Here is a 22526-nt window from a genome sequence, read left to right as displayed (position 1 = left end):
GTGCGCACTGGAGGTGACCGGCGGGCTGTCCTTCGGGACTTGCTGTTAGAGGGTCGGCGCCGGGTCTGCCGGGGCACGGGCTGTCCTCGGGGGCAGTCGCTCCGATCGAGCGAACAGAGCGCTGTCCTTCTGGACAGAGGCCGACCAGGCCGAAGCGAGCTGTCTTTCGGGCCAGGCGCGGGCCCGCCGAAGCGAACCTGGCCTTCGGGACACATCGCCGGTTCACAGCGGCAGTACGCAGACGCCGAGGTCTTCGAGGCCGGTGGGGGCCTGGCCCTGCTCGAACCACGACACGCACTCGGCCCCGGCGCCGCTGCACATCGGCGCGGTCAGGTCGCAGTAGGTCAAGCAGCAGCCGACGGCCTCGGGGTCGCACTCGGTGGCGGAGTCGGGGGGGAGGCAGGCGAGCCCGAGGTCGCAGCCGTTGAGGAACTCGCACGGCTCGAACTCGCCGCCGCCGTCCCCGGAGGCGTCGTGGACGCAGACGAACGGGCCGCCGGCGTCGCCGGGGTTGGAGACGCACACGTCCCCGGCCGCGCAGGCGGGCGCGAGCGGGTCGCAGGTCGGCAGGCACAGGTGGAGGGCGTCGCCGAACGGGACGCAGGCGGTGCTCGCCGCGCACTCGGGGGCGTCCAACGTGCCGCCGCACATAGGCACGCAGGTGCCCGCGAGCGTCTGCTCGTCGACGTGCCAGCACTTGCTGCCGACGTCGCACGAGTCGATGCCGCTGCCCACCCCGCCCTCGACGGTGCACGGCTCGCCGGGCTGGTCCGGGTCGCGCGCGACCGGGACGCACTCGGTCACGTCGAACCCGAACCCGCCGCTGTCCTTCGCGCTGCACTTCTCGCCGGCGGGACAGTCCTGGTCGAAGGTGCTGCACTCGAACGGGTTGGCGAAGTCGGCCGGACAACCGCCGTAGAAGCTGCAGCCGGTGTCGCTGGTGTCGATGTCGCCGGTGCTCGACAGCTCGCCGGTGCTGCTCGCCTCGGTGGTCACCACGCCGCTCGTCGAAGTGGTCGAGGTCGAGGTGGTCGAGGTCGTGCTGGTCGAGGTCGTGCTGGTCAGCGCGCCGCTCGTGCCGTCGCCGCTCGTGCTGGTGCCCGGCGTCGCGGTGTCGCTGTCGGTCAACTCCCCGACCGGCCGGCTGCTGCACGCAGTCTCGAGTGCGCCGAGCAAGACGACCGCGCCCAGGCGAGCGGCGGCGGTCGTGCGCAGCGAACGTCCACAGAACGGGCACGCCCCCTCGGTCGGGCGCACGTGACGGTGACAGGCGTCGCAAAGCTTCATATCCCTACGAAGCTATCATATCACCTGGTGCTGTCTAGGGTTCCGCCAGCCGCGCATGGCGAAGCGCGCCGGCGCGCGACAGGACGATTGGGGTGTCTCCGAGCGACACCCCACAATGCAGATGCTCACCGTCACGATCGAGGCCAGGGCCGAGGTGAGTCACCACGAAGCAAGGGCATTGCCCAGGGACGGCTCCCCCCCGGTCCATGCGCGGACTCGAAAAAGTGCGCAAGGGACGCGAAGCGCCGTTCCCTGGATCCGTCAGCCCCGCAGAGCGCGGATTCGCCCCTGCGAGGACGAGGACAGCCGGCGATTGTGCCGTACCCTGCGATCGTGACCCACGATTCCTCCGGCGCGCGAGCGGCCCTCGTGGCGCTCACGGAGGCCGAGCAGCTGGCGCGGCAGATCCAGCGCGACCTGCGTCGGCGGGCGCTGGTCGACCAATTGGCGCTCGGCGCCCGGCCGGAGCTGGAACACGCCCGACCGGGCAGCCTGGCGGCGTCGCTCGGGCTGCCGGCGTGGGCGTGGATGGTGTGGGCAGGGCTGGCAGCGGTGGTGTTCACGGCCCCGGCCCCCGGCTTCCTGTGGATGGCCGCGATCGCGGCGGTCGCCGCTCTGGTCATTCGCACCTGGCTCACGGTACAGGCGGCGCCGCAGCTGTTCAGCCCCGACGCGGCGGCGCTGTCCCGCCTCAAGGCCGCCCTCGAGGCCGGCGCCCGCGAGATGCGAGCCCTGCCGACAGACCCGTACCGCGATCAACCGTGCGAATGGATCGGAGGCGATCCGACCGCCGCCGAGCGGCCGTGGACCGAATTGACGACCATCGCCCGCACGGCCGCGGCGCTGCGCCGGCGCGCCCTGCCGCCGGGACGGCCGTCGCCGAACGGCTGAGCGGCGAGAACGTCGTCATCGATCGCCCTTGAGGACATGGCGAAAAGGCCATGTCAGGCGCGAACCTGCGCCGATGTGCAGCCTCGAACCTCACGTTTCCGCGCGGCGCGGTTGCGCCCGGTCGGGGTAAGCTGGGGACGTGCGGGGAATGAGTGCAGTCCTGGCCCCATCGCCGGCCTGCGAGGGCCCACACCCTGCCGCGTCCTCGCGCGCCGGCCAGTCCGGCGCGAGCTCCGCGGCCGAATCGAGGGAGGAGGGTCCGGGGCCAATCGCCGCGCCTGTCCCCGCGGACATGTCAATGCATTCGCGCGCGGCGCCACCCCGCCGCCGTCCTCGTCGCCATGGCGCCTGGCCGAGCCTCGCCGCGGCCGTGCTCGCCGGCGGGTGCGAGGGTCCGGACCCGACCGCCTCGTCGTTCGCCATCCCGCCCGCGATCACCGCGCCGGCCTCGACGGGCGAGGCGCCCGATCCGTCGACCGGCACCACGTCGACGACGGTACCTGTCCCGGAGGACAGCTCGACGAGCAGCACCGGCGGCGAGGCGAGCACGAGCACGAGCACGACCGCGGCCGCGCCGCTGCAGGACCTCGGGGTGCCCGACCTCGGCGATCCGCACCCGGTCGGGTGCAAGGGGAAGATCGACTTCCTGTTCGTCATCTCGCGCTATGCCTTCATGGACGTCATGCAGGCGCGGCTCATCGAGGCGTTCCCGTACTTCATGGAGACGATCGAGAGCAAGTTCGCCGATTTCGACTATCACATCATGGTGATCGACCCCGACGAGACGTGGGGCCATCCTCTGTGCAACGAGGATTGCAGCCCCGAGGGGTGCTCCGTCCCGGATTACCCGTGCGAGGCGGTGGCCGAGCTCACCGCCTGCGACACGACGCTGGGCGCCGGGACGGTCTTCCCGGCCGGCAAGGGCGCGTCGAACCACGACTGCGGGCTCCTCGGCGGCCGCCGCTACTTCACCCGCGAGCAGCCGGATCCGGTCGGGACCTTCGCCTGTATGGCCCAGGTCGGCCTCAACGGCGACGCCGAGCTCGGCGAGGCGGTGACCGCGGCGGTGTCCCCGGCGCTGAACGGCCCCGGCGGCTGCAACGAGGGCTTCATCCGCGACGACGCGCTGCTGATGATCACGTTCATCTCCAACACGCTCGACACGGACTCGGAGGGCAAGCCGAAGCTGTGGGCGGAGGCGATCACGAACGCCAAGCACGGCGACCCCAGCTCCGTGGTGATGTTCAGCATCCAGGAGCCGGAGTGCGACCCGTGGGACACCGTGTGCGACCTGGTCAAGTATTACTTCCCGTACTGGTACATCGCCGACAACGACGACGAGGACTACCGGCCCGGGTTCGACGTGGCGACCGATCGCATCAGCGAGGCCTGCTCGGCCTTCATCCCCCAGTGAGCGCCGCGAACTACGGGGCGATGAAGGCGACGGCGGGGTAGCCGCCGGCCGTCATGCCGCCGGCGTAGATCTGGCCGTACGGCCCGATCGCCAGGGCCGTGGGGGTGTGGACCGCGAGCGCGTCCTGGTGGTCGTAGGACCAGAGCGGCTTGGCCTCCAGCGGGAACCACGCCTCGGCGAAGAACGAGGTCGAGCCCTGCGGGCCGTCGCGGGCGGCGACGAACACGACGTAGCCGGCAGGGTGCCAGGCGAGCGCCCGCGGGTCGGCGAGCAGCGGATCGAGCGAGCGCTGCCAGACCTGGCTGCCGCTGTCGCTGAACATCCGCAGCTCGGAGGTGTGCTCACATGGATCGCCGCAGAAGTAGCCGCCGGTCATCGCCCGCCCGCCGGCGTCGACGGCCAGGACACGGCCGCCGCTCTGGCTGCCGCTGTCCGGCGGGGCGACGCGCCACACGGGGCTCTCGTCGGAGGCGTGGATGTCGAGCAGGAACTGCCGCACCCGAATTGTGTCCTTGTCGTGCCAGCCCCTGAGCTCGCCGGTCACGAGCAGGTGCTCGTTGACGAAGCCGCAGTCGTTGGGCGCTTCGTTGAAGCCGATGAGCACGGGCGGGTCGGTGTCCGGCACATAATCGTAGGTCAGGTTCTTGCCGGGTTCGCCCGCGATGAACAGCCACACCGCCGCGGTGGCGAGCTTGCCATCGGGCTTGGTGCCGCACACGGCGAGGCGGTCGTCGGCGAGGGCGAGGGCGCGGGCGACGTCGCCGACGACGCCGCTGCCGACATTGGTCGGGTCGCCGGCCCAGGCGTCGAACTTGCCGAGCCACCAGCGCAGCTCGCCGTCCTCGAGCTTGTCGACGAGGACGTGCAGCGCCCCCTGGTCGTCGACCGCGAGGTCGATGGCGCTGCACGGCAGGCCCGGCTTGACCTCGAACAGGTCGCCCGCACCCCAGGTGCCGTCGAGGTCGCGCCGGCGCAGGTAGCAGCGCGCCTGTCCCTGAGGATAGTAGGTGCCGAGCTCGATGAGCTCGGGCTTCGGCGTGACCGCGAGGGCGACCACGGTGCCCTTGCCGATCGCGTTGTCGCCCTCCCAGAACAGCTCGCTGCCGGGCGGCGGCAGGGCGACGGTGAACGGGATCTCGAGCGGCTCGCTCTCGAGTTCGTCGCGCCAGGCGACGAAGGTGGCGAGGTGCGGGCCGTTGTCCAGCGCGGTGTGGACGGCGATCTCGCCCTGGAATTGGTCATCGCCGGCGGGGCCGAGCTCGATCGCCGGACCGCCGTCGATCTGCATGCGCACGCCTTCGGCGTAGGCAGTGCCGATCTGGGCGACGACCGGCCCGGGCTGCTCCAGCGGGTCCGGGCCGAGGATGTTCTCGACGATCGCGGGCGGCGCGAGCGGGGCGTCGGCGGTGGTGCTGCCGGTCTCGCCGGTGGAGCCGCTGCCGGCGGTGCTCGGGTCCGAGGGCTCGCCGGTGGTCCCGGTGGTCGGCACCGGCTCGTCGGTGGTCGGGGGAGCGCCGTCGCTGGCGCCGCTGGCGGCGGATGTCGACGTCTCCCCCGGCGGCTGGTCGTAGGTGAGGGGGCCGAGACCGGGCGCCGTACAGGCCGCGAGCCCGAGCACGACGATGCCCGGGAGGCTGGGGGAGGCTCGCCGCTTCATCTCCGGGTCCGCGCACAAGAGGGTAGCCGAGCCCGGCGAGTTCGCGGGTCGACATGGGCGTGACTTCGAGGGCGCAGGCGAGTTCGCCGACCGTCGATTGTCGAGTAGACCCGTGTTTGCTGCCATTCTGCTCGGTCTGCCGATTGGCCGCGGGTTGTCAATGTCGACCCCGTGCGGGCGGCCCGGCCGGCGAATTCGTGGCAGGCCGCGGTCTCGACATCACGCGCGCGCGCGCGCCGGCGCTCACGTCATGATTTCGCGCGGCGCGGAAGTGCACGGACGGGGGATCTTGGGGACACGCGGGGGTCCCGAGCGCGCGCGATCGAGCGGCCGCGCGAGGGTTGGGCGCGGACGGCGCACTGGATGTCCGAAGAGACATGTCCTTCGCGCCTGTGACGTGGTGCTGCGAATGTCACAACGGCGAGGTGGGCCGACTCATGCCATTGGCCCACGTCCGCCATCGCGATCGCGGAGGTCGTCGACTGCACGCAGGGCGCGTCACGGGGTGCGCGTCGAGTCGCGGCGGAGGGCGCTCAGAAGCGGCCCGAGAGCGTCAACATCGCCGACCACGGGGTGGCCGACACGCGGGCGGTGGTGCGTCCGCGCTGCGGCGTCGCCAGCAAGACGATGCCGGTGACGGCGGCGATGCCGGCGGCCGCCCCGGTGACGCCGGCCACCGGGGTGAGCGTGCGGTAGACGTCGGCGAGGTGGGTCACCCGGTCGAACTCCATCGGCGTGATCCGTCGCAGCTCGGCGTCGACGCGCTCGCCGATCTCGACGATCTCGCCGTTGGCCTCGCTGCGGTACCACAGCGCCGCGCCCATGCCGGCGCCGAGGCCGAGACCGAGGACGAGGAGCAGGCTGCCGGCGAGGACGCGGTTGCGCGAGCGGACGTCGGGCTCGGGGTCGGTCGTCGGCGCGGCCGCGGGGCCGGCTCGCGCGCAGGTGCCGGGGGCGTGGCGGCCGGCGGGCGCGAGAGCTGCCGGCGCGGGATGTCGATCAGGACAGGTTGCGAATCGTCGGTCGGCGGCGGCAGGGCGGGCTTCGTGCGCAGCACCGGCAACAGCTCGCCCGGGCTCGATGGAGGTGCGCCGGCGGCCGCTCGCGCTTTGCCGCAGGGGTCCTTCGGCCCCTGCTTCGCCAGCCCCGACTCGGTGACGTCGCGCAGGCGCGAGGCGACGGCAGCGGCGTCGCCGAGGCCGACCTCTCGCTCGACGCGACGCAACAAAGTACGAGCCCGGCACAGCCCCGCGGGTCGGCCGGTGGCGTCGTACATCCGGTGGTAGCCGCGCAGCGCGTAGAAGGCGAGCTCGCGGCGCTGCCACGGCTCCAGGTCGACGCGCGCGAACGCCGTCTCGCCGTCGCGCGCGAGCTCGTCGAACCGCTCCTGTTCGACGAGCTCCTGCATGTGCCGCTCGAGCTGCGCGAACGTCGACGGCGGCGCCTTGGGGACCGGACCTGCCGCGATGCTGACGGCGAGGACGATGCACAGGCAAGGATTCATCGCCCCGCATGCATACCACAATCCGGCCAGCGCGAGGCGCCGCGCAGCGGGTGACGCGCGCCGCAATTGCGTTCGCGGGGCCGACGAGGCACGCTCCCGGAGATGCCCGCCGCGCCCGAGTCGCCCCGGTTCCGCCTGGTCGAGCGGATCGACGAGGAGCCGGGGCACAGCGTGTACGTGGCGCACGACGAGCGCGCGCGGACGCGGGTGCAGGTGGTGTCGCTGCAGCACGCGCTGCCGGCGGCGGCGGCGGAGCGGTTCGGTCGCGAGGCCAAGCTGCTGGCGGCGCTGCGCCACGCGTACATCGCCGCGGTCGTCGATCACGGGGTCGGCGGCGACGGCCACCCGTACTTCGTCCGCGAGGACGAGGGCGGGGTGTCGCTGGCGCAGCGGTGGACGCAGGCGCCGCTGGCCCTCGACACGGCGTGGCAGGTCGGGCTGCAGATCGCCGAGGCGCTGATGTGCCTGCACGAGCACGGCCTGTCTCATGGGGCGGTCAACGCCCGCAACATCCGCTGGAGCGACGCGGGGGTGGCCCGCCTGCTGACGGCGCCGCGCAGCGACGACGCGGCCGGCGATCGCTCGCCGCGCGCCGACCTGGCCCAGCTCGGGCGCACCTTGAAGGCGCTGATGGACCGCGACGACCCGGCCGAGCCGGTGCCCGAGCCGCTGCGACGCGTGCTCGAGCTGGCGAGCGACGTCGCCGGCCACCCGCAGCTCCGCGCCGACGAGCTGCGCGCGGCGTGGCTGGCCGCGGGCATGGAGGTGTGGCCGCACAAGCTGGCGGCGACGCAGCCGGTGCTGCGGCCCGAGCCGCAGGTGTGGCCGCCGGCGCCCGACCTCGTGCCGGCGCCGCCGGAGCAGCCGGGCTGCAGCGACGCCGGCGACGCGAGCTGCAGCGCCTCGGCCCCGCCGCGGCTGTACGCGCGCCGGCTCGAGCTGCGCACGCTGCTCGGGCAGGGCAAGTGCGGGCAGACGTGGCGCGCCCATCACCACGTGCTCGGGCGCGACGTCGCGGTCAAGATCTTGCCGCGCACGCTGGCCCGCACGCCGGTGCTGGCCGACCTGTGCCGCGAGGCGATGGCGCTCGACAAGCTGACCCACCGCGCGTTCCCGCGGATCTACGAGTGCGACTACAACGACGACGGCTCGTGGTACCTGGTCGAGGAGCTGATCGACGGCGAGCCGCTGGCGCGCACGATCCAGCGCGGGCCGATGGAGCCGCTGGCGGCGGTCGAGCTGGTGATCGAGCTGGCCGAGGCGCTGCAGGACGCGCACGCCCGCGGGATCCTCCACGGCGACCTCAGCTTCACCAACCTGATGCTCGAGCGCAGCCTGCCGCCGCGGCCGCGCATCATCGACCTCAGCGAGTGCCGCTTCCTCGACGCGTTCTACGCCCGCACCGACCAGCGCTACGCGCCGGCCCCCCGCCACCGCGGCGACGACGGCCGCGCGTTCGGCCACCCCGGCTTCGCCGCGCCCGAGCTGTTCCGCGGCGGCGCCAAGTCGGAGCGCAGCGACGTCTACTCGCTCGGCGCGGTGCTGTTCATGCTGATCACCGGGGCGCAGATGCCCAACGCGGTGATCCGCGAGCTGCTGGCCGCCGAGCCCGCCGAGGGCGCGGCGCGCCTGCGCGAGCACGTGGTCCGCGCGGCGCCGCAGCTCGAGGACACTTTTCTCGCGGCTGACTTTCAGGACATCCTCGCCCAGGACCCCGAGCTGCGCGTCAAGTCGATGGCCGACCTGCTCGAGCTGCTCCGCGCCGAGCGCGACGCGCTGCGCAGCCTCCACAGCGACCGCGGCGAGCGGACGGCCCCGCCGGCGGCCTCGACCGGCTCGCGCCCGCGCGCGGCGGCGCCGGTGAGCGCGCCGGCGGCTGCCTGGACGGACATGTCCTCTCAGACAGCTGCGCGGCCGCGCGCGCGGCGGCTGGGCTGGGCGCTGGCGGCCGCGGCGTTCGGCGTGGCTGGCTTTTTCGTCATGTCCTCCGAGACAGGTTCGGACGCGCCGGCGGCCCGCGACGCGCCGGCGCCGGCGAAGGCCGCCCCGCGGGCCGATCCGCCGCCCACCGCCGCGCCCAGGCCGGGGCCGACCCGCGCCGAGGTGGTCGCCGCGGTCGAGGCCCTGGCGCCGCGCCTGCGCGCGTGCCCGGGGGCGCCGAGGCGGCTGGCGCTGGCGCTCGAGGCCGGCGGGCCGACGCGGCTGCTCGAGATCCAGCACCTCTCGGTCGACGAGCGTCATCCGCTCGACCGCTGCATCCGCGAGGCGATCGCGTCGCTGCAGTTCGAGGGCGCGCCGGTGCGCCACGCGCTGACGATCGACCTCGGAGGTTGATCCGCGCCGACGGGGCGAGCGGTGGCACCGCAGCGGCCGCCCGGGTGCGCCGCGGGCCGATGTCGCGGGCGCCGGCGAGCGCCGCCGCCGGGGCCGGCAGCAGAACGGCGGCCGCCGGCCCGCGTTTCAGCGGGAGCATGGAGGACGACGGACGCGAGCCGCTGCGCACGTTCGCGGTCGCCTCGTTGTGGTCGATCGTCAGCGCGTTGCCGTCGCTGGTGCTGCACGCGCTGGAGATCCCCCGGATCGAGGGCGACACGGCCGACGCGGGTCCGCTGATCCTCTCGGGCCTGTGGTTTCTCTGCGGCGGGCTCACCTCGCCGGCGCTGGGGCGGATCCTCGGGGCCGTGCCGGTCGTGAAGGCGCTGCCTCCGGCCGAGCCCCGCCTCGACCACCTCCCGCCTGCCGGCGCGCTGCTGGTGCGCGAGGCGGCGACGCTCCGCGGCCAGCTCGACGCGCTGCGCTTCGACGAGGCGCTGCAGCGGGCCTGGGAGCTCGCCGGCGAGGTCGACCGCGCCGGCCCCGAGGTCCGGGCGGTGCTCGACTCGTGCGGCGCCTCGCTGCAGGCGGTGCGCGAGATCGCGGCCGCGCGCGCGGGCTCGGCGATCCCCGATCCGCTGCTGCAGGCCCGCCTCGACGCCGCGCTGGCGGAGTTCGAGCGAGCGCTGAGCTCGCCGCGCTCGGGGCTGTTCCGCTGAGCGGGCGGCGTCGACGCGAAGTCGAATGTCTCTCGGGACATGTCCGATCGGGCGGTCGAAGCGTGACCGAAAGGACAGGTATGCGAACGCGGACCGCGAGCGCTGAACCGGGCGGCCGCGCGGCGCTCGCCTGCCTCTCGGGTCAGGTCGAGGTCGGGAGCACGCCGGCCTCGCGCAGCAGCTCGATGTGGGTCGGCGTGGCGATCCGGCGCTCGGCGGCGGCGGCGACGAACCAGCCGTTGCGCCACGGCCAGTCCTTGACGGCGCCGCGGTACGAGGCGATCGCGCGCGAGTAGGCGCGCAGGCGCTGCAGCAGCGGGGCGGCCGCGACGTCGACGCCGAGGGCGGCGCGGCCGACGGCGAGGAGCTCGTGGACGAGGGCGCCCAGGAGCTCGTCGTGGCGCTCGAGCACCTCGCCGACGGTGCAGCCGAACCGCTGGCACAGGAGGCCGAACGCGCAGTTCCAGATCAGCTTCTCGAGCATGGCGGCGGCGAAGGCCTCGCGGGCGACGACCTCGACCGGCAGGTCCATCGCCCGCAGCCAGGTCGCCAGCGCCTCGGCGTGCGGGCCCGTCAGCACGCTGGTGCCGCCGGGCTCGATCGGCGCGCCGCGGCGCGGCACGGCGAAGTACAGCAGGGCGCGCGTGCTGTCCTGAAGGCCATGTTCGAACAGCCAGGGCTCCAGCACCCCGTTCTGCACGAACACCAGGTCGGGCCGGCGCGCGGCCGGGACGCGGGCGAGGGCGGCGTCGAGGCCCGCGTTGTCGACGGCGACGACGACGGGCTCGCCCGGGGGCCCGTCGAGGGCCTCCCAGCCGGCCTCACGGGTGACGAGGGCGACGGGGATCGGGCTGCGAGCGGCGAGGGCGCCGCCGACGCGGCCGGCGCCCAGGATCGTGACACGCGACAGGACAGGCACGGCGAGCGGAACGTACGCCCGATCGCCGGACCTGTCGAGCCGCGGCCGGCGTCAGTTGGGCTGCACGCCCGGCTGCGAGGCCTGGACCGACCAGACCCAGTCGTCGAGGAGGACCAGCGAGTCCCACTGACCGTCGGCCGTGTCCCAGATGGCGAAGCGGATCTCCATGATCTCGCCGCCGGTGACGTTGCCCGACATCTTGAGCCAGCCGGTCGCGCCGCCGGTGTGGTAGTTGCCCTCCTGGCAGTAGTCGAAGCCGGCGTCGGCCTGGAACCCGGTGCCGGCGATGCCCTGCGTGCCGGTGCAGTTGTTGTAGTTGAACTGGTTGCCGTAGCAGCCGACCACGCCGTTCTGACACTGCGTGAACAGGCCGGGCGCGGCCTTGGCGATGTTGACGCCGACCGGGTACTTCTGGTTGTTCGGCGCGTTGTAGATGGCGATGTTGCGGTCGTTCGGGTTGCCGGCGGCGGTCGAGTTGACGAGGGTGACGAACAGGTCGTTGAACGCCGTGCACACGTACTCGGGCCACTCGGCCGAGTAGAAGTACATCTGCACGTTAAACGACTTGGCGTTGGTCGGCACGCGGATCCGCAGCTTCAGCATCGCGCTGTCGTTGGCGCCGTTGCTCTGGGCGCCGGGGCAGCCGGGCGCGTTGGGGAACTGACCGCCGTTGGCCGCCAGCCAGTCGGCCGGGGCGGCGCTGTTGGCCCCGTTGATCTTGCCGGGCTGGAAGTCGGCGTAGGGCGGCATGGCGTCGTTCTGGTCGGCGGCGTTGCCGGTCGACAGGATCGCCAGGCGGGCGTTCTGCTGCGGCAGCACGTTGGTGCCGAAGCCGGGGCGGATCGACTTGGCCTGGGAGTCGATCGCGCCGACGCCGTCGGCGCGGGTGAGGGTGCCGGAGATCACGCCCCACTTCTTCTGGTTCTGCGGCGGGTTCTCGGTCGTGGTCTGGCACAGGTCGATCGCCTTGGCGTAGTCGAGGGCGTTCGACGAGTTGCTGGCGAGGTTGGCGTCGCACGAGGCGACCGGGTTGTCCTTGGTGCCGTCGCAGTCGTCGTCGACCATGTTGCCGCCGACCTCGAACGCGCCGGGGTTGACGAGCGCCGGGTTGAGGCAGCTGGGGCCGACCTCGTCGCAGCAGTCGCCGCCGCACACGGTGTAGCCGTCGCCGTCGGCGTCGGCGTCCTCGTCGACCTGGCCGTCGCAGTCGTCGTCGAGGTTGTTGCTGCAGATCTCGGTCGGGTTGGGCGTGACCTCGCCGGTGCACGGGCCGTAGCCGGTGCCCTGCGGGTTGCAGGTCTGCAGGCCCTCCTTGCAGATGCCGACGCCCTGGGTCCCGCCCTGGCCGGTGTAGCAGGCGGTCTGCGTGCCCGGGTCGCACTGGCACGGGCCCTGGTTCTCACAGCCGTTGGCCGGGTCCTTGTCGCAGTCGTTCCACGGCGCCTTGCACGACGCGAGGCCGCACTGGGCCATGACGCACGCGGCGTTGCCGTTGGGCGGCACCGGGCAGGCGTTGCCGCAGGCCTGACAGTTGGCGACGTCGACCAGCAGGTCGACGCAGCTGTTGCTGCAGCAGGCCAGGCCGTCCTGGCACGGCTGCATGTCGTTGCAGCCGGGCACGCACTCGCCGCCGTCGCACACGGTGCCGAGCGGGCAGTCGCCGTCGCCGAGGCAGCCCTTGCAGGTGTTGCTGCCGACGTCGCACTTGGTCGGGGCGTTGCAGTCGGTGTCGTCGTTGCAGCCGGGGATGCACTGGTTGCCGTTGGGGTCGCAGAACTGTCCCATGGGACAGTTCGCCTCCTCGCACGGCATCGCCATCGTCGTCGAGGTGCCCGGGTCGGTGGTCGAGGTGGTGCCCGGGTCGGGGCCGGTCGTGTCCACGGTGGTGGTGGTGCCCGGGTCGGTGGTGGTCTCGGGGGTGCCCGTCGTGTCGGTGGTCCCCGTCTCGGTGCCGACCGAGCTGGTGCCCGGCTCGGTCGGCGTGACGGTGGTGGTCGTCGGCTCGGTGTCCTGCGGTCCGCTGGTCGACGAAACTTGGTTGGTGGTCGGATTGTTCGCCGTAGTGACTTGCGAGGTCGGATCGAAGGAGGAAGCCGGCTGATCGTCGCCGCAAGCCGCGAGCAACACGGCACACGACGCCAGGGCCACGATGTCGGGGCAAAGCTTGTGCATTCCAGCCACCCTACCAGGGTCGCTGCTATGCATCAATCGAGTTTGCGCGCGGCCAGCCGCGAAGCGCCGCGCACAGCGGCGATACGCCGCGGCCTTCCGGCCCGAGGGCTGGTGCTCGCGGCAATCCGCAATCGACGATCGGCCGCGCGAATGACCGCACCGACCCCGGCCGGCCGGCCACACGCGCGCGCAGCCTCAGCCCGGCTTGCAGTAGTACTCGACACCGGCCTCGCCGGTCTGCTTGAGCGAGTTGCAGGCGGTGCCGCACAGCTCGATGGCGACGTAGGGCGGGGCGGGGTCGACGTACTTCCAGCCGTTCTCGTTCGCGCAGTCGTTGATCTTCGGCACCTCGACGCCGCCGATCTTGACCTTGGTGAACTGCGGGAAGCCGGGCTGGTCCTGGAGCGCGATCACGCAGCTCTGGGCGTCGGTGACGATCGCGTTGAGCGCGGCCTGCAGCTCGACCTGGTTGTCGGCGCTGTAGAACTTCTCCGGGCCGGGCTTGGCGGTGCCGCCCTGGGTCGCCAGCTCGTTGAGCTTCTCGTACGGGTTGATGTTGTCGGGGCTGCCGTCCATCTGCACCGGCGAGACGGCGTTGGCGATGGCGATGCCGATGACGTAGGTCGGGATGCCGTCCTGCGTGAAGGCGTTGCCGACCAGGGTGTGCAGCGACTGGTCGTAGTCTTCGAACAGCGGCGGCGGCTGCTTGCCGGTGGTGCAGTTGGCCGCGCCGTCGGTGATGAGCATGATCGCCCGCGGGATCATCGGGTCGAGGGTCTTGAGGTGGTTCAGCGCCGCCAGGACGCCGGCCTGAGCCGGGGTGCCGCCCTTGATGGTGTTGTTGTTCTGCGCCGGCAGGGCGTTGAGGATCGGGTTCTTGTTGAAGGGGGCGACCGGGACCTCGACGTTGGCGTTCACGGGACAGGCGCCGGGGACGTAGGTGTCGACCGCCTGCTTGTTCGGGAACAGGTTCATGCCGAAGTTGAAGTTGGCGTTGAAGGCGGTGAGCACCTGGTCGACGACGGCGTAGAGGCTGTACCAGCGGCTCACCTGCGCCGTGTTCGGGTTGGCGTCGTGGTCCCACAGCGACAGCATCGAGCCCGACTTGTCGAGGACGAGCATGACGTTCGGCACGACCGGGGTGAGGACGACCTGCATCTCGTTGCAGGGGATGTCCTCGGTGGTGGTGCCCGGGTCGGTCGTGGTGGTCGTCGTCGTGTCGGTGGTCGAGGTGCTCGAGGTCGTCGTGTCGGTGGTGCTCGAGGTGGTCTCGCTGGTGCTGGTCGAGGTCGTCGTCTCGGGCGGCTCGGTGGTCAGCGTGTCGGTCGACGGCTCGGTGGTGCTCATCGTCGCCGTGACCATGCCGGTCGAGGTGCTCTCGCTGGTGGAGGTCGGCACGCCGGAGCTGTCGCTCGTCATGCCCATGGTGCCCTCGCTGGTGGTCGGCGGCGTCCCGGTGGCAGACTCGCTGCCTTCGGAGGTGCCGAGCGTGTCGAGCGTCGTCGGCTGGGTCGCCGTCGTGGTCTGCGATGCGACGCCGGTCTGCGACGTTTGCATGCCGTCGTCGCCGCAGCCCACGACGAGGCCGATCGAAGTCATCCATACGAGAGAGGTTGTGCGTGCCATAATTTTCACCGCGCGAAGAAGTCGAGCCGATCACGACTATCGCCCGGCGAGGATGCGGCTTTCAAGCGCGCGAGCTCCGGTGATTTCGCCGCGTCAGGGCCGCAGTGAACGCGAGTTCATGGCTGCGGAATCGCGCGCGCCGTGGTGACGACGTCCCACGCGTGCGGCCCGTGGTGACAAGCCGACGGCGCGACACGAGACGCGCTCGCCTCCGCCGCGCACGCGCTCGGCGCTCCGACGGCGAGGAGGCTCGACGTCCCGGCGGCGACGATTTCGGGGTGAGACGGCCGCACACGGCGTCGCCGTCGGATCGGCAGGGAATGCTTCGCCTGTCCGATCGCGCAGGTCGTGTCCACGCGCGCAGCGATCGCGCGCGCGGCCGAGGCCGGCGTGCGGGTCGATGCCGCGCGGTCGGCCCGCGTGCCGTCGCCGAGCCGGCCCATCCGTCCGTCGTCCCGGGACGAAAGGCCGCTGCTGCGCCGCAACGTGGAGGTGTGGAGTCGACGGCCGCGAGCGCGACGGCGTCGCCGGGGCCCGCGGACGGCGACGTCGGCGTCGCGGGACTCGTGGCGCCGTCGCCGGGGCGGCCGCACGGATGGACGCCGAGCGGCGGACTCGACCGCTCGCGTCGCGCGTGCAGGCGTGCGCGGCGCCGGGGATGAGCTCGACAGCGTCGGCGATCCGGCGCCAGCGGTTCGGCGGCGGCGGTGAGCCCACGATCGCGCCGCGCCGGCGCAGATCGCGAGGTCGACCGCGTTGCCCGGCCAGGGGGCCCGCGCGCGATCGATGGGGGCGTGGCGATGGCGCCGGCGGCACCGCGGTGCTCGTCGACTGGTTCGCACCCCGGCGACGCCGCGACCGGCCGGCCGGCCGAGCCGGTCGCCGGGCGAGCACATGGCTGTTCGGACATGTTTGAAGGTGCATGTGTGACGCGGGCCACCACCCGGCCCCGCCGGCCTGGGGCCGACGGCGATGGCGACGACGGCGGCGAGGCAAGGGCGGTGCGGGGGCTCGCCGCGATCGCGGCGGTGGACGAGGCCGCTGGCCGTGGCGCCGTCGCCCAGCAGTGCACCTCGCCGCGCTGCAGGACGCGCGTAGGGCCGACGGCGAGCGCGAGCGCGGTGGCGGCGGGGAGCTCGTCACCGCCATCGCGGGCAACGAACCGACGGGCTCGCGGTCGGCGCGACCTCCCCGCGAGCGCGAGGATCCAGCAGCGCTCGACGCGAACGTCCGCACGCCGCCGACGCCAGCGTACGACGTGCGGGCGAATGCGAGCCCGGGACGGCGGCGTCGCGCCTATGGCATGAACTTTGGGACATGTATGCGGGGATCAGCCGGCGCGCCCGGAACGTGGTACATTGGGGTCGATGAGGCTTCGGTGCGGACGCGCGCGGCTGGCAGGGTGCCTGGTGGCCCTGAGCGGGTGCCTGACGCAAAACCCGGCCTACGACGGAGCGACCGGCTCGACGACCGATCCGCTGGCGCCGACGTCGACCGACGGGCCGACGAGCACGAGCACGAGCACGACGACGGGTACGAGCACGAGCACGAGCACCGGCCTGGCGACCGTCGGCGAGCTCGACAGCGAGGGCACGAGCACGAGCACGACGCTCGCGCTGACCACCGACGAACCGAGCACGACCACCGAGGCGCCGTCGACCGCCGAGCTGCACCACTACGATCCCGCCAACTGCGTCGAGCCGCTGTGGTGCTACGGCGCGGGCAACGTCTCGAACGGGCTCGACGGCGAGGTCCGCGGGGCGGAGTGCTTCGACGCCCCGGTCGCCCCGCCCTACCGGGTGCGCCGGATCGACTACACCCTGGTGGCGCTGACCCATCAGGCGCGGGTGCGCTTCCAGGTGCGATCGGCCGATCTGCAGCAGGTGCTGTACATGTCCGAGTCGCTCGGCCTGCCCGTGAGCTCCGGGTCGCTGCAGATCCCGGAGCAGCAGCAGCCGGTGATCGAGACCAGCCGCTTCTGCGTCGGCTTCGTCGGCGGCGACCCCAAGTCGACGATCGGCTTCGGCGCCGACCCGTCGACGCTGCCGGCGCCGCAGCAGACCTACTTCGGCTCCGACGCCTGCAACGAGCCCGGCCTGCGCGACGTCAACCTGTTCATGCCGGAGATCGACCCCCACGGCCCGTGGTGCCTGGGGGCCGAGATCGCCGCGCTGTGAGCGGGTGGCTCCCAGGGCATGCTCTTGAGGCCATGTCCGAAAGGGCATGGCCGGACGGGCATGTCCTTCCGGTCATGTCTGACAGGAGGCGTTGGCCCGGCTGACGGCCGAGGCCTCGCCGCGGTTCGGCGCCAGGCGGGCGCGGAGCTGGCCGAGGTCGCCCTGGAAGAACGGGTTCTGGCCGGCCTCCTCGCCGATCGTGCTGCGCCCGCGGCCGTCGAAGTCGTGCAGCGGCCACACCTCGGTGTGGGCCGGCAGCCCGCGCAGGCGCAGCAGGCTGGCGGCGAGGGCGGCCGGATCGCCGCCGAGGTCGCAGCCGCCGGTGCCGCCGAGCCACAGCGTGTCGCCGGTGAGCACGCGGTCGGGCAGGAGCAGGCACAGCGAGTCGGGGGTGTGGCCGGGCGTGTGCCACACCTCGAGCGCGAGGCCGCCGAGCGTGATGGTGTCGCCGTCCTCGAGCGGGCGGTCGACGCACGGGGCGGCGGCGGCCCGGTGCATGGCGATCGCGCAGCCGAGCAGGTCCTTGAGCCGCTTGGCGCCGGAGAGGTGATCGCCGTGGGTGTGGGTGTCGAGGACGAGCTCGAGGCGCAGGCCGTGGCGCTGCAGCTCGGCGAGGTAGCGGTCGACCTGGTCGCGCCGCGGGTCGACCAGCATGGCGGCGCCGCTGCGGCGCTCGGCGACCAGGTACGAGCGCGTCGGGCCGCTCGGGTTGAGCTGGGCGAACAGCAGGGCTTCGCCCGGCTCGGCGTCGACGTGGGCCGGCGGGCTCGGGGCGTCGGCCTCCATCCAGCGGTCGTTGCAGCGACCGGCGAATTCGGCGGTGACGCCGGCGGCGCGGACGCGGTAGCGGCCGACCCATCGCCTGTCCCGAAGGACAGCCACGGCCTCGAGCAAGCGATCGACGTCGGCCTCGTCGTTGTAGAGGCCGAAGGAGGCGCGCACGGCCCCGGGGGCGCTGCCGGGCTCGGGGGTGGCGCCGCCCTGGCTGGCGAGCAGGCGGTCGACGTGGACGTGCGCGCAGAAGCGGCCGTTGCGGACGGCGATCCCGCGCTCCTCGCTGAGCACGGCGGCGGCCAGCGGATCGGAGACGCCGGCGACGTTGAAGCTGAGGACGCCGAGGCGCGCGTCGGGGTCGTCGGGGCCGTAGAGGGTGACGCCGAGCGCCTTCATGCCGGCCATGGCCCGCCGCGTCAGCGCGAGCTCGTGCTGGCGGACGTGGGCCATGCCGATGCCGTCGAGGAAGCGCAGCGCCTCGGCCAGCGCGAGCACGCCGCCGATGTTGGGCGTGCCGCCCTGGTGGCGGTCGGGCGCGCTGACGTACTCGACGCTGTGCGGGCCGACGCGCGAGGCCGTGCCGCCGCCGGGCAGGTAGGGCGGGGCGGCGTCCATGATGCCGCGCGGTCCATAAAGGAAGGCGGCGCCGAACGGGGCGTAGGCCTTGTGCCCGGCGGCGGCGACGAAGTCGAGGTGCGCGGGGTCGCCGGGCGGCTTCACGTCGATGCGCTGGTGCGCGAGCAGCTGAGCGGCGTCGACGAGGATCAGCGCGCCGTGCTCGTGGGCGAGGCGGGCGATCGCGTGGATGTCGGGCATCCAGCCGGTGACGTTGCTGGCGCCGGTGACGGCGACCAGCTTGACCTGGTTCTGCCGCAACAGGTGGCCGAGGTGGTCCATGTCGAGGCGACCGTCGGCGGTGATCCGGGCGCGCAGCACCGGGCCGCGGTTGCGGTGCGGGAGGTCGTTCGAGTGGTGCTCGAGCTCGGTGACGACGACCTTGCCGGGCAGCGCGGCCATCACGTGCGCGGCGAGGTCGACGGCCTGGGTGGTGTTGCCGAGGAAGACCACGCAGTCGCGCTCGAGGTCGCCGCCGATGAAGTCGGAGACGACGTAGTAACACTCGTCGAAGTGCTCGGTGGCCTTGCGCGAGAGGAGGTGGGTGCCGCGGTGGATGTTGGCGTACTCGCCGGCCATGAAGCGGGCGTAGCGATCGAGCACCGGCTCGGGGGCGTGGGTGGAGGCGGCGTGATCGAGGTAGAGGAGGGCCCGCTCGCCCTCGCCCATGACGGGGACCTGACGGCCGACGATCGGGAAGGTGGCGCGGATGTCGGCCCACGTCGGGGTGCGGGCGCAGGTGGTTGCGACGGCGCGCGCACACGCGGGCGCGAGCGGGAGGCCGGCGGCCTGCCAGGCCAGAAGGCCGCCCTCGAGGTACTGCACGCGGCCGTAGCCGAGCAGCTGCAAGACGTCGGCGACGAGCACGGCGCGGTGCCCGGAGGCGCAGACGACGACGATCGCGGCGTCGAGGTCGGGCAAGATGTCGGCCGCGAGCTTCTCGACGAGGCCGCGCGGGACGTGCACGGCGCCGGCGAGCGTGCCGGTGCCGGCGAACTCGTCCGGCTCGCGCACGTCGAGCACGACGCTGCGATCGCCGGGCTGGCCGCGCCGCGCCGCGAGCTCCGCAGCGGTGACCCCCGAGACGCGGGCGCGGACGCGATCGACGAGCTGGTGGTAGCTGAGGCGCATGGCGGCACGCTACATGACGCCCGCCGCCCGTGAAAGCGCGAGCCCAGGGCCGCGCCGACGCAGCAGGCCGTGGAGCGGAGTTCTGCGGCCGATGTGAGCGCGCTCCCTCCGGCGGCGTGGTCGCCGTGCGCGGCGAGCGACGGCGTGCAAACCCGGTCGCGCCGCCGACGGCATGGGCGCGGCGACGGGCGCCGCGAGCGCGGCGCGGGCGTCGGCGGTGAGCAAATGTTTTAGAAACAACCTGCCCGAACGGGCATGTCTTTAAGGGCTGGCGGCGAGGGAGAGCGCTGCTCTGGCGACATGTCCTCGAGGACAGGGTCGTCCGGGTCCTGCGACGGGCGCTCGTGCGGGAGGCGCCGGAACGGACGCTCGCTGCTTCCGGGAGTTCCTCGAGTCGTCGCGGCGGAAGAGGAAAATTGGAGATGGCTTTCGAGACAGCGTCGGGCCGGGGCCCGGCGGCCCCGGAACACGGAGGCGTGCGCGCGGACTCACGAGGGGGGCCGTGTCCGCGCGGCCCGGCGGACCCGCGCGCGGTGATACGGTGGGCGACGATAGGAGTCCGCTCGATGAACCGCCGCCTCGCCCTCGCTGTCCTCGGTGTCTTCGCTCTCGGCTGTCAGAATGCGGCTCCGGCCGGCGACGAGGAGGGGAGCGCCGCCGCGGGCACGACCGACGGCAGCTCCGGCGGCGAGCCTGCGACCGGGACCACCGGGGACGCGAGCGACTGGCGCTACACCTACTGGCGCGACACCAAGGCGATCCTCGACAAGCACTGCGCGACCTGTCATCGGCCGGGCGACGTCGCGCCGTTCTCGCTGGCGACCGCCGAGGAGGCGCAGATGTTCGCCGGCGTGCTCGCGCCGGCGATCCTCGACGGGACGATGCCGCCGTGGCCGCCGGCGGCGGAGTGCAACCGCTACGATCACGACCGTTCGCTGCCGGCGGCCGACCGCGAGGTGTTGCTGACGTGGATCGACGACGGCGCGCCGCTCGGCGACCCCGCCGACGCGCCGCCGAGCGGTCCGGAGGCGCCGTCCATCGCGTGGGACCTCGACCTGCCGCTGCCCGAGCCGTACCTGGCGACCCAGTCGCCCGACGACTACCGCTGCTTCGTGCTCGACTGGCCCGAAGACCAGCTGAAGTACGTGGTCGGCTTCGACGTGGTGCCCGACGTGCGGCCGATCGTGCATCACGCGATCGCGTTCCTGATCCCGCCGGGCAGCGTCACCACGTATAAAAACCTCGACGCGGCCGACGAGGGGCCCGGCTACACCTGCTTCGGCAGCCCGGGCGGCGGCGGCTTCTCGCAGCAGTGGCTCGGCGCGTGGGCGCCCGGGACCCAGCCCTCGCTCGACGAGAGGCGCGGGATCCCCGTCCAGCCCGGCAGCGCGATCGTGCTGCAGATGCACTACCACCCGATGGACACGGGCGGCCCGGCCGACCGGACCCGCCTGCGGCTCAAGCTGGCCGACAGCGTCGAGGTGCCGCTGCACGTGATCCCGTTCACCAACCCCGAGTGGCTCGGTGGGAGCATGCAGATCCCCGCCGGCGAGCCGCGCGTCGTCCACGACTTCGAGGTCGACCTCACCAGCTTCATCGGCGACTTCTTCCCCCAGGCCGGGGTCCAGAACGGCGAGCCGTTCGTGATGCACGAGGTCAGCCTGCACATGCACACGCGCGGCCGCCGGGCCAGCCTCGAGCTCGACCGCCAGGGCGCCGAGGACGAGTGCGCGCTCTACATCCCGAACTGGGACTTCAGCTGGCAGGGCGGCTACCGGCTGAAGGCGCCGATGACGGTCAAGCCCGGCGACCGCCTGCGGCTGACCTGCGAGTGGGACAACAGCGCCGCCAACCAGCCGATCGTGGACGGGGTCCAGCTCGACCCGGTCGACATCTTCTGGGGCGAGGGCACCGGCGACGAGATGTGCCTGGCGGTCCTGACGGTCAGCCCGGTCCAGTGAGACCGGGCACGAGGGGCATGTTCCGGGGGGCATGTGCTGGAGGACAGGCTCGTGGGGACATGTCCTCCAGGACGCGTCGCTACTGCGGGCGGCCCTGGGCGATCCAGGTGTCGACGAGCTGGATGTCGGCCAGCGGCACCGGGGTGAGGCCGAGCGGCATGCCGCGCAGCTCGGGCGCGGCGCCCTCGACCTCGGCGTGGCGCGCCAGCATGTGGGCGACGATCCGCGGGGTGCCGTCGGCCAGCGGGGCGAACACGCTGCGCCGCTTGCCGTCGTCGCCGACGCTGCCGGAGGCGATCCCGGTGTAGGAGGCGAGGTCGAGCCGCCGCGGGGTGAAGCCGTAGCCGCCGCTGTTGCCCGGACCGCCGTCGCCGCGCGCGTAGTCCGGATCGGAGTGGCAGTGCCAGCACGTCCTTTTAAAAACTTTGGCCTCGACCTCGGCCCAGGTGACGCGGCGCTCGAGCAGCGGCAGGCGCTGCACGTGCTTCGGCGCGGGCGGGGGTTCGAGCGGGACCTCGGTGACGTAAGCGGCGAGCGCCCGCGCGTCGGCCTCGTCGAGCGGGATCTTCGGCATCGGCGTGCCGGGCTTGTGCCGCGGCGGGTCGAGCAGCCACGCGACCAGCGCGGCCGGGCGCATGCGCTCGCGCGTGAACCGGAGGTCGGGGGCCTGCGCCAGGCCGCGCTGGAGCTGGGCCTCGTCGAGCGGGACCGGCAGTCTGGCTGCCGGGGCGATGTTCGGCGCGCCGGTGAAGCGGTGGCAGAGGGCGCACGACTTGTCGCCGAACAGCTCGCGGCCGCGGGCGAGGTCGCCGGCCGCGGGCGCGGCGGCCTCGGCGGCGGGGATCAGCGCGGCGGCCAGGTCGGCGGCCTCGGCTGTCCCGAGAGCCAGGCGCGGCATGGTCGAATCGAGGCCCGGTCGCAGGTCGTGCGGGGTGTGCAGCCACCCGGCCAGCCAGGCCCGGCGAAAGCGATCGAGGCCGTGCAGCGCCGGGACGTCGGTGAGGTGAGTGATGTGGCCCTGCCACTCGCGCAAGGTCCCGGGCGGGGCCGGGAACCGGCCGGCGAGGATGTCCTGGTGGCAGCGGACGCAGTGCTTCTCGAGCGGCGCCGGCTCACGCCCGGGGAGGTCGTGGCAGCGCACGCACTCGAAGCGGTCGATCAGCGCCTGGCCGCGCGCGACCGCGGCCGGATCGGCGGGCGGCTCGAGGGCGATCTGCGGGGCGGCTGGCGGCGGGGCGGGTGGTATGTCCGCCCGGACAGGGTCCTGGGGACCTGTCCCGCACGACAGGAGCGAAAAGACAGCGAGCAGCGGGGCGCAGCTGCGGCGACGCGTCCGCGGCCGGACGAGCTCGGGCTGGCGTCGCAC

At 73.1% G+C, this 22526-nt stretch carries 16 protein-coding genes; 7 read left to right on the top strand and 9 right to left on the bottom strand.

The features are described 5' to 3' along the window. Positions 1 to 222: 222 nt before the first annotated feature. Positions 223 to 1287 carry a hypothetical protein gene (locus tag NAEX_RS49650; RefSeq protein WP_170135467.1) on the bottom strand — a complete coding sequence of 355 codons (1065 nt, stop codon included), beginning with the start codon at positions 1285 to 1287 and terminating at the stop codon, positions 223 to 225. A 333-nt stretch (positions 1288 to 1620) separates the two neighbouring features. Here NAEX_RS49650 and NAEX_RS04970 point away from each other — a divergent pair, with 333 nt between their 5' ends. Beyond that, the gene (locus NAEX_RS04970; RefSeq protein WP_143140775.1) at positions 1621 to 2178 is read left to right on the top strand and encodes a hypothetical protein; all 558 of its coding nucleotides are present in this window, start codon (positions 1621 to 1623) and stop codon (positions 2176 to 2178) included. A 370-nt stretch (positions 2179 to 2548) separates the two neighbouring features. Beyond that, complete coding sequence (locus NAEX_RS04965; RefSeq protein ID WP_096326373.1) at positions 2549 to 3592, top strand: hypothetical protein; 1044 nt, start codon at positions 2549 to 2551, stop codon at positions 3590 to 3592. Between the two features lie 10 nt (positions 3593 to 3602). On the opposite strand, the gene NAEX_RS04960 is transcribed toward NAEX_RS04965, so the two are convergent. Both NAEX_RS04960 and NAEX_RS04955 read right to left on the bottom strand, forming a co-directional pair. Beyond that, positions 3603 to 5249: a hypothetical protein gene (locus NAEX_RS04960; RefSeq protein WP_096326372.1), complete on the bottom strand. Its 1647-nt coding sequence runs from the start codon at positions 5247 to 5249 to the stop codon at positions 3603 to 3605. 533 nt (positions 5250 to 5782) lie between these two features. Next, entirely contained in the window at positions 5783 to 6073 is a 291-nt protein-coding gene (locus NAEX_RS04955; protein ID WP_096326371.1) for a hypothetical protein, read from the bottom strand. A gap of 455 nt (positions 6074 to 6528) precedes the next feature. On the opposite strand from NAEX_RS04955, the gene NAEX_RS47315 reads away from it, so the two are divergent. The 3 genes from NAEX_RS47315 (at position 6529) to NAEX_RS04945 (ending at position 9785) form a co-directional block, all read left to right on the top strand. Then, positions 6529 to 6807 carry a hypothetical protein gene (locus tag NAEX_RS47315; protein WP_143825518.1) on the top strand — a complete coding sequence of 93 codons (279 nt, stop codon included), beginning with the start codon at positions 6529 to 6531 and terminating at the stop codon, positions 6805 to 6807. Positions 6808 to 6855: 48 nt separating this feature from the next. Next, positions 6856 to 9087, top strand: coding sequence for a protein kinase domain-containing protein (locus NAEX_RS04950; RefSeq protein WP_096326370.1), 2232 nt, complete (start codon positions 6856 to 6858; stop codon positions 9085 to 9087). Between the two features lie 137 nt (positions 9088 to 9224). Continuing rightward, the gene (locus NAEX_RS04945) at positions 9225 to 9785 is read left to right on the top strand and encodes a hypothetical protein (protein WP_143140776.1); all 561 of its coding nucleotides are present in this window, start codon (positions 9225 to 9227) and stop codon (positions 9783 to 9785) included. A gap of 142 nt (positions 9786 to 9927) precedes the next feature. Here the strand turns inward: NAEX_RS04945 and NAEX_RS04940 are convergent, their stop codons facing one another. The 4 genes from NAEX_RS04940 to NAEX_RS49645 form a co-directional block, all read right to left on the bottom strand. After that, positions 9928 to 10704, bottom strand: coding sequence for a ketopantoate reductase family protein (locus NAEX_RS04940; protein ID WP_096326368.1), 777 nt, complete (start codon positions 10702 to 10704; stop codon positions 9928 to 9930). A gap of 51 nt (positions 10705 to 10755) precedes the next feature. Next, positions 10756 to 12876 carry a choice-of-anchor L domain-containing protein gene (locus NAEX_RS04935; protein ID WP_177325956.1) on the bottom strand — a complete coding sequence of 707 codons (2121 nt, stop codon included), beginning with the start codon at positions 12874 to 12876 and terminating at the stop codon, positions 10756 to 10758. 195 nt (positions 12877 to 13071) lie between these two features. Beyond that, positions 13072 to 14475, bottom strand: coding sequence for a vWA domain-containing protein (locus tag NAEX_RS04930; RefSeq protein ID WP_143140777.1), 1404 nt, complete (start codon positions 14473 to 14475; stop codon positions 13072 to 13074). Between the two features lie 143 nt (positions 14476 to 14618). After that, entirely contained in the window at positions 14619 to 14945 is a 327-nt protein-coding gene (locus tag NAEX_RS49645; RefSeq protein ID WP_096326366.1) for a hypothetical protein, read from the bottom strand. 924 nt (positions 14946 to 15869) lie between these two features. Here NAEX_RS49645 and NAEX_RS53685 point away from each other — a divergent pair. After that, on the top strand, positions 15870 to 16679 hold the full coding sequence (locus NAEX_RS53685; protein WP_275937630.1) for a hypothetical protein: 810 nt from the start codon (positions 15870 to 15872) through the stop codon (positions 16677 to 16679). Between the two features lie 72 nt (positions 16680 to 16751). Here NAEX_RS53685 and NAEX_RS51955 read toward each other — a convergent pair whose 3' ends face one another. Further along, a complete protein-coding gene (locus NAEX_RS51955) occupies positions 16752 to 19199 on the bottom strand; it encodes an aminotransferase class V-fold PLP-dependent enzyme (RefSeq protein WP_096326364.1) in 2448 nt (815 codons plus the stop codon). Positions 19200 to 19765: 566 nt separating this feature from the next. Between NAEX_RS51955 and NAEX_RS04910 the strand changes: the two genes are divergently transcribed. After that, on the top strand, positions 19766 to 21160 hold the full coding sequence (locus NAEX_RS04910) for a monooxygenase (RefSeq protein WP_100793131.1): 1395 nt from the start codon (positions 19766 to 19768) through the stop codon (positions 21158 to 21160). A 79-nt stretch (positions 21161 to 21239) separates the two neighbouring features. Here the strand turns inward: NAEX_RS04910 and NAEX_RS52760 are convergent, their stop codons facing one another. Then, positions 21240 to 22526, bottom strand: coding sequence for a c-type cytochrome (locus NAEX_RS52760; RefSeq protein WP_245913612.1), 1287 nt, complete (start codon positions 22524 to 22526; stop codon positions 21240 to 21242).

It is taken from the genome of Nannocystis exedens (assembly GCF_002343915.1).
GTDB lineage: Bacteria > Myxococcota_A > Polyangia > Nannocystales > Nannocystaceae > Nannocystis > Nannocystis exedens.
Note: the sequence above shows the minus strand (reverse complement) of the source record. Positions and strands in the feature narration are given on the sequence as shown.

Excerpts from the sequence above, each read along its gene's own strand:
- NAEX_RS49650 (WP_170135467.1), bottom strand. The coding sequence starts at position 1,287 with ATGAAGCTTTGCGACGCCTGTCACCGTCACGTGCGCCCGACCGAGGGG.
- NAEX_RS04960 (WP_096326372.1), bottom strand. The coding sequence starts at position 5,249 with ATGAAGCGGCGAGCCTCCCCCAGCCTCCCGGGCATCGTCGTGCTCGGG.
- NAEX_RS04955 (WP_096326371.1), bottom strand. The coding sequence starts at position 6,073 with ATGGGCGCGGCGCTGTGGTACCGCAGCGAGGCCAACGGCGAGATCGTC.
- NAEX_RS04950 (WP_096326370.1), top strand. The coding sequence starts at position 6,856 with ATGCCCGCCGCGCCCGAGTCGCCCCGGTTCCGCCTGGTCGAGCGGATC.
- NAEX_RS04945 (WP_143140776.1), top strand. The coding sequence starts at position 9,225 with ATGGAGGACGACGGACGCGAGCCGCTGCGCACGTTCGCGGTCGCCTCG.
- NAEX_RS04935 (WP_177325956.1), bottom strand. The coding sequence starts at position 12,876 with ATGCACAAGCTTTGCCCCGACATCGTGGCCCTGGCGTCGTGTGCCGTG.
- NAEX_RS04930 (WP_143140777.1), bottom strand. The coding sequence starts at position 14,475 with ATGACTTCGATCGGCCTCGTCGTGGGCTGCGGCGACGACGGCATGCAA.
- NAEX_RS49645 (WP_096326366.1), bottom strand. The coding sequence starts at position 14,945 with ATGGGCCGGCTCGGCGACGGCACGCGGGCCGACCGCGCGGCATCGACC.
- NAEX_RS53685 (WP_275937630.1), top strand. The coding sequence starts at position 15,870 with ATGAGGCTTCGGTGCGGACGCGCGCGGCTGGCAGGGTGCCTGGTGGCC.
- NAEX_RS51955 (WP_096326364.1), bottom strand. The coding sequence starts at position 19,199 with ATGCGCCTCAGCTACCACCAGCTCGTCGATCGCGTCCGCGCCCGCGTC.
- NAEX_RS04910 (WP_100793131.1), top strand. The coding sequence starts at position 19,766 with ATGAACCGCCGCCTCGCCCTCGCTGTCCTCGGTGTCTTCGCTCTCGGC.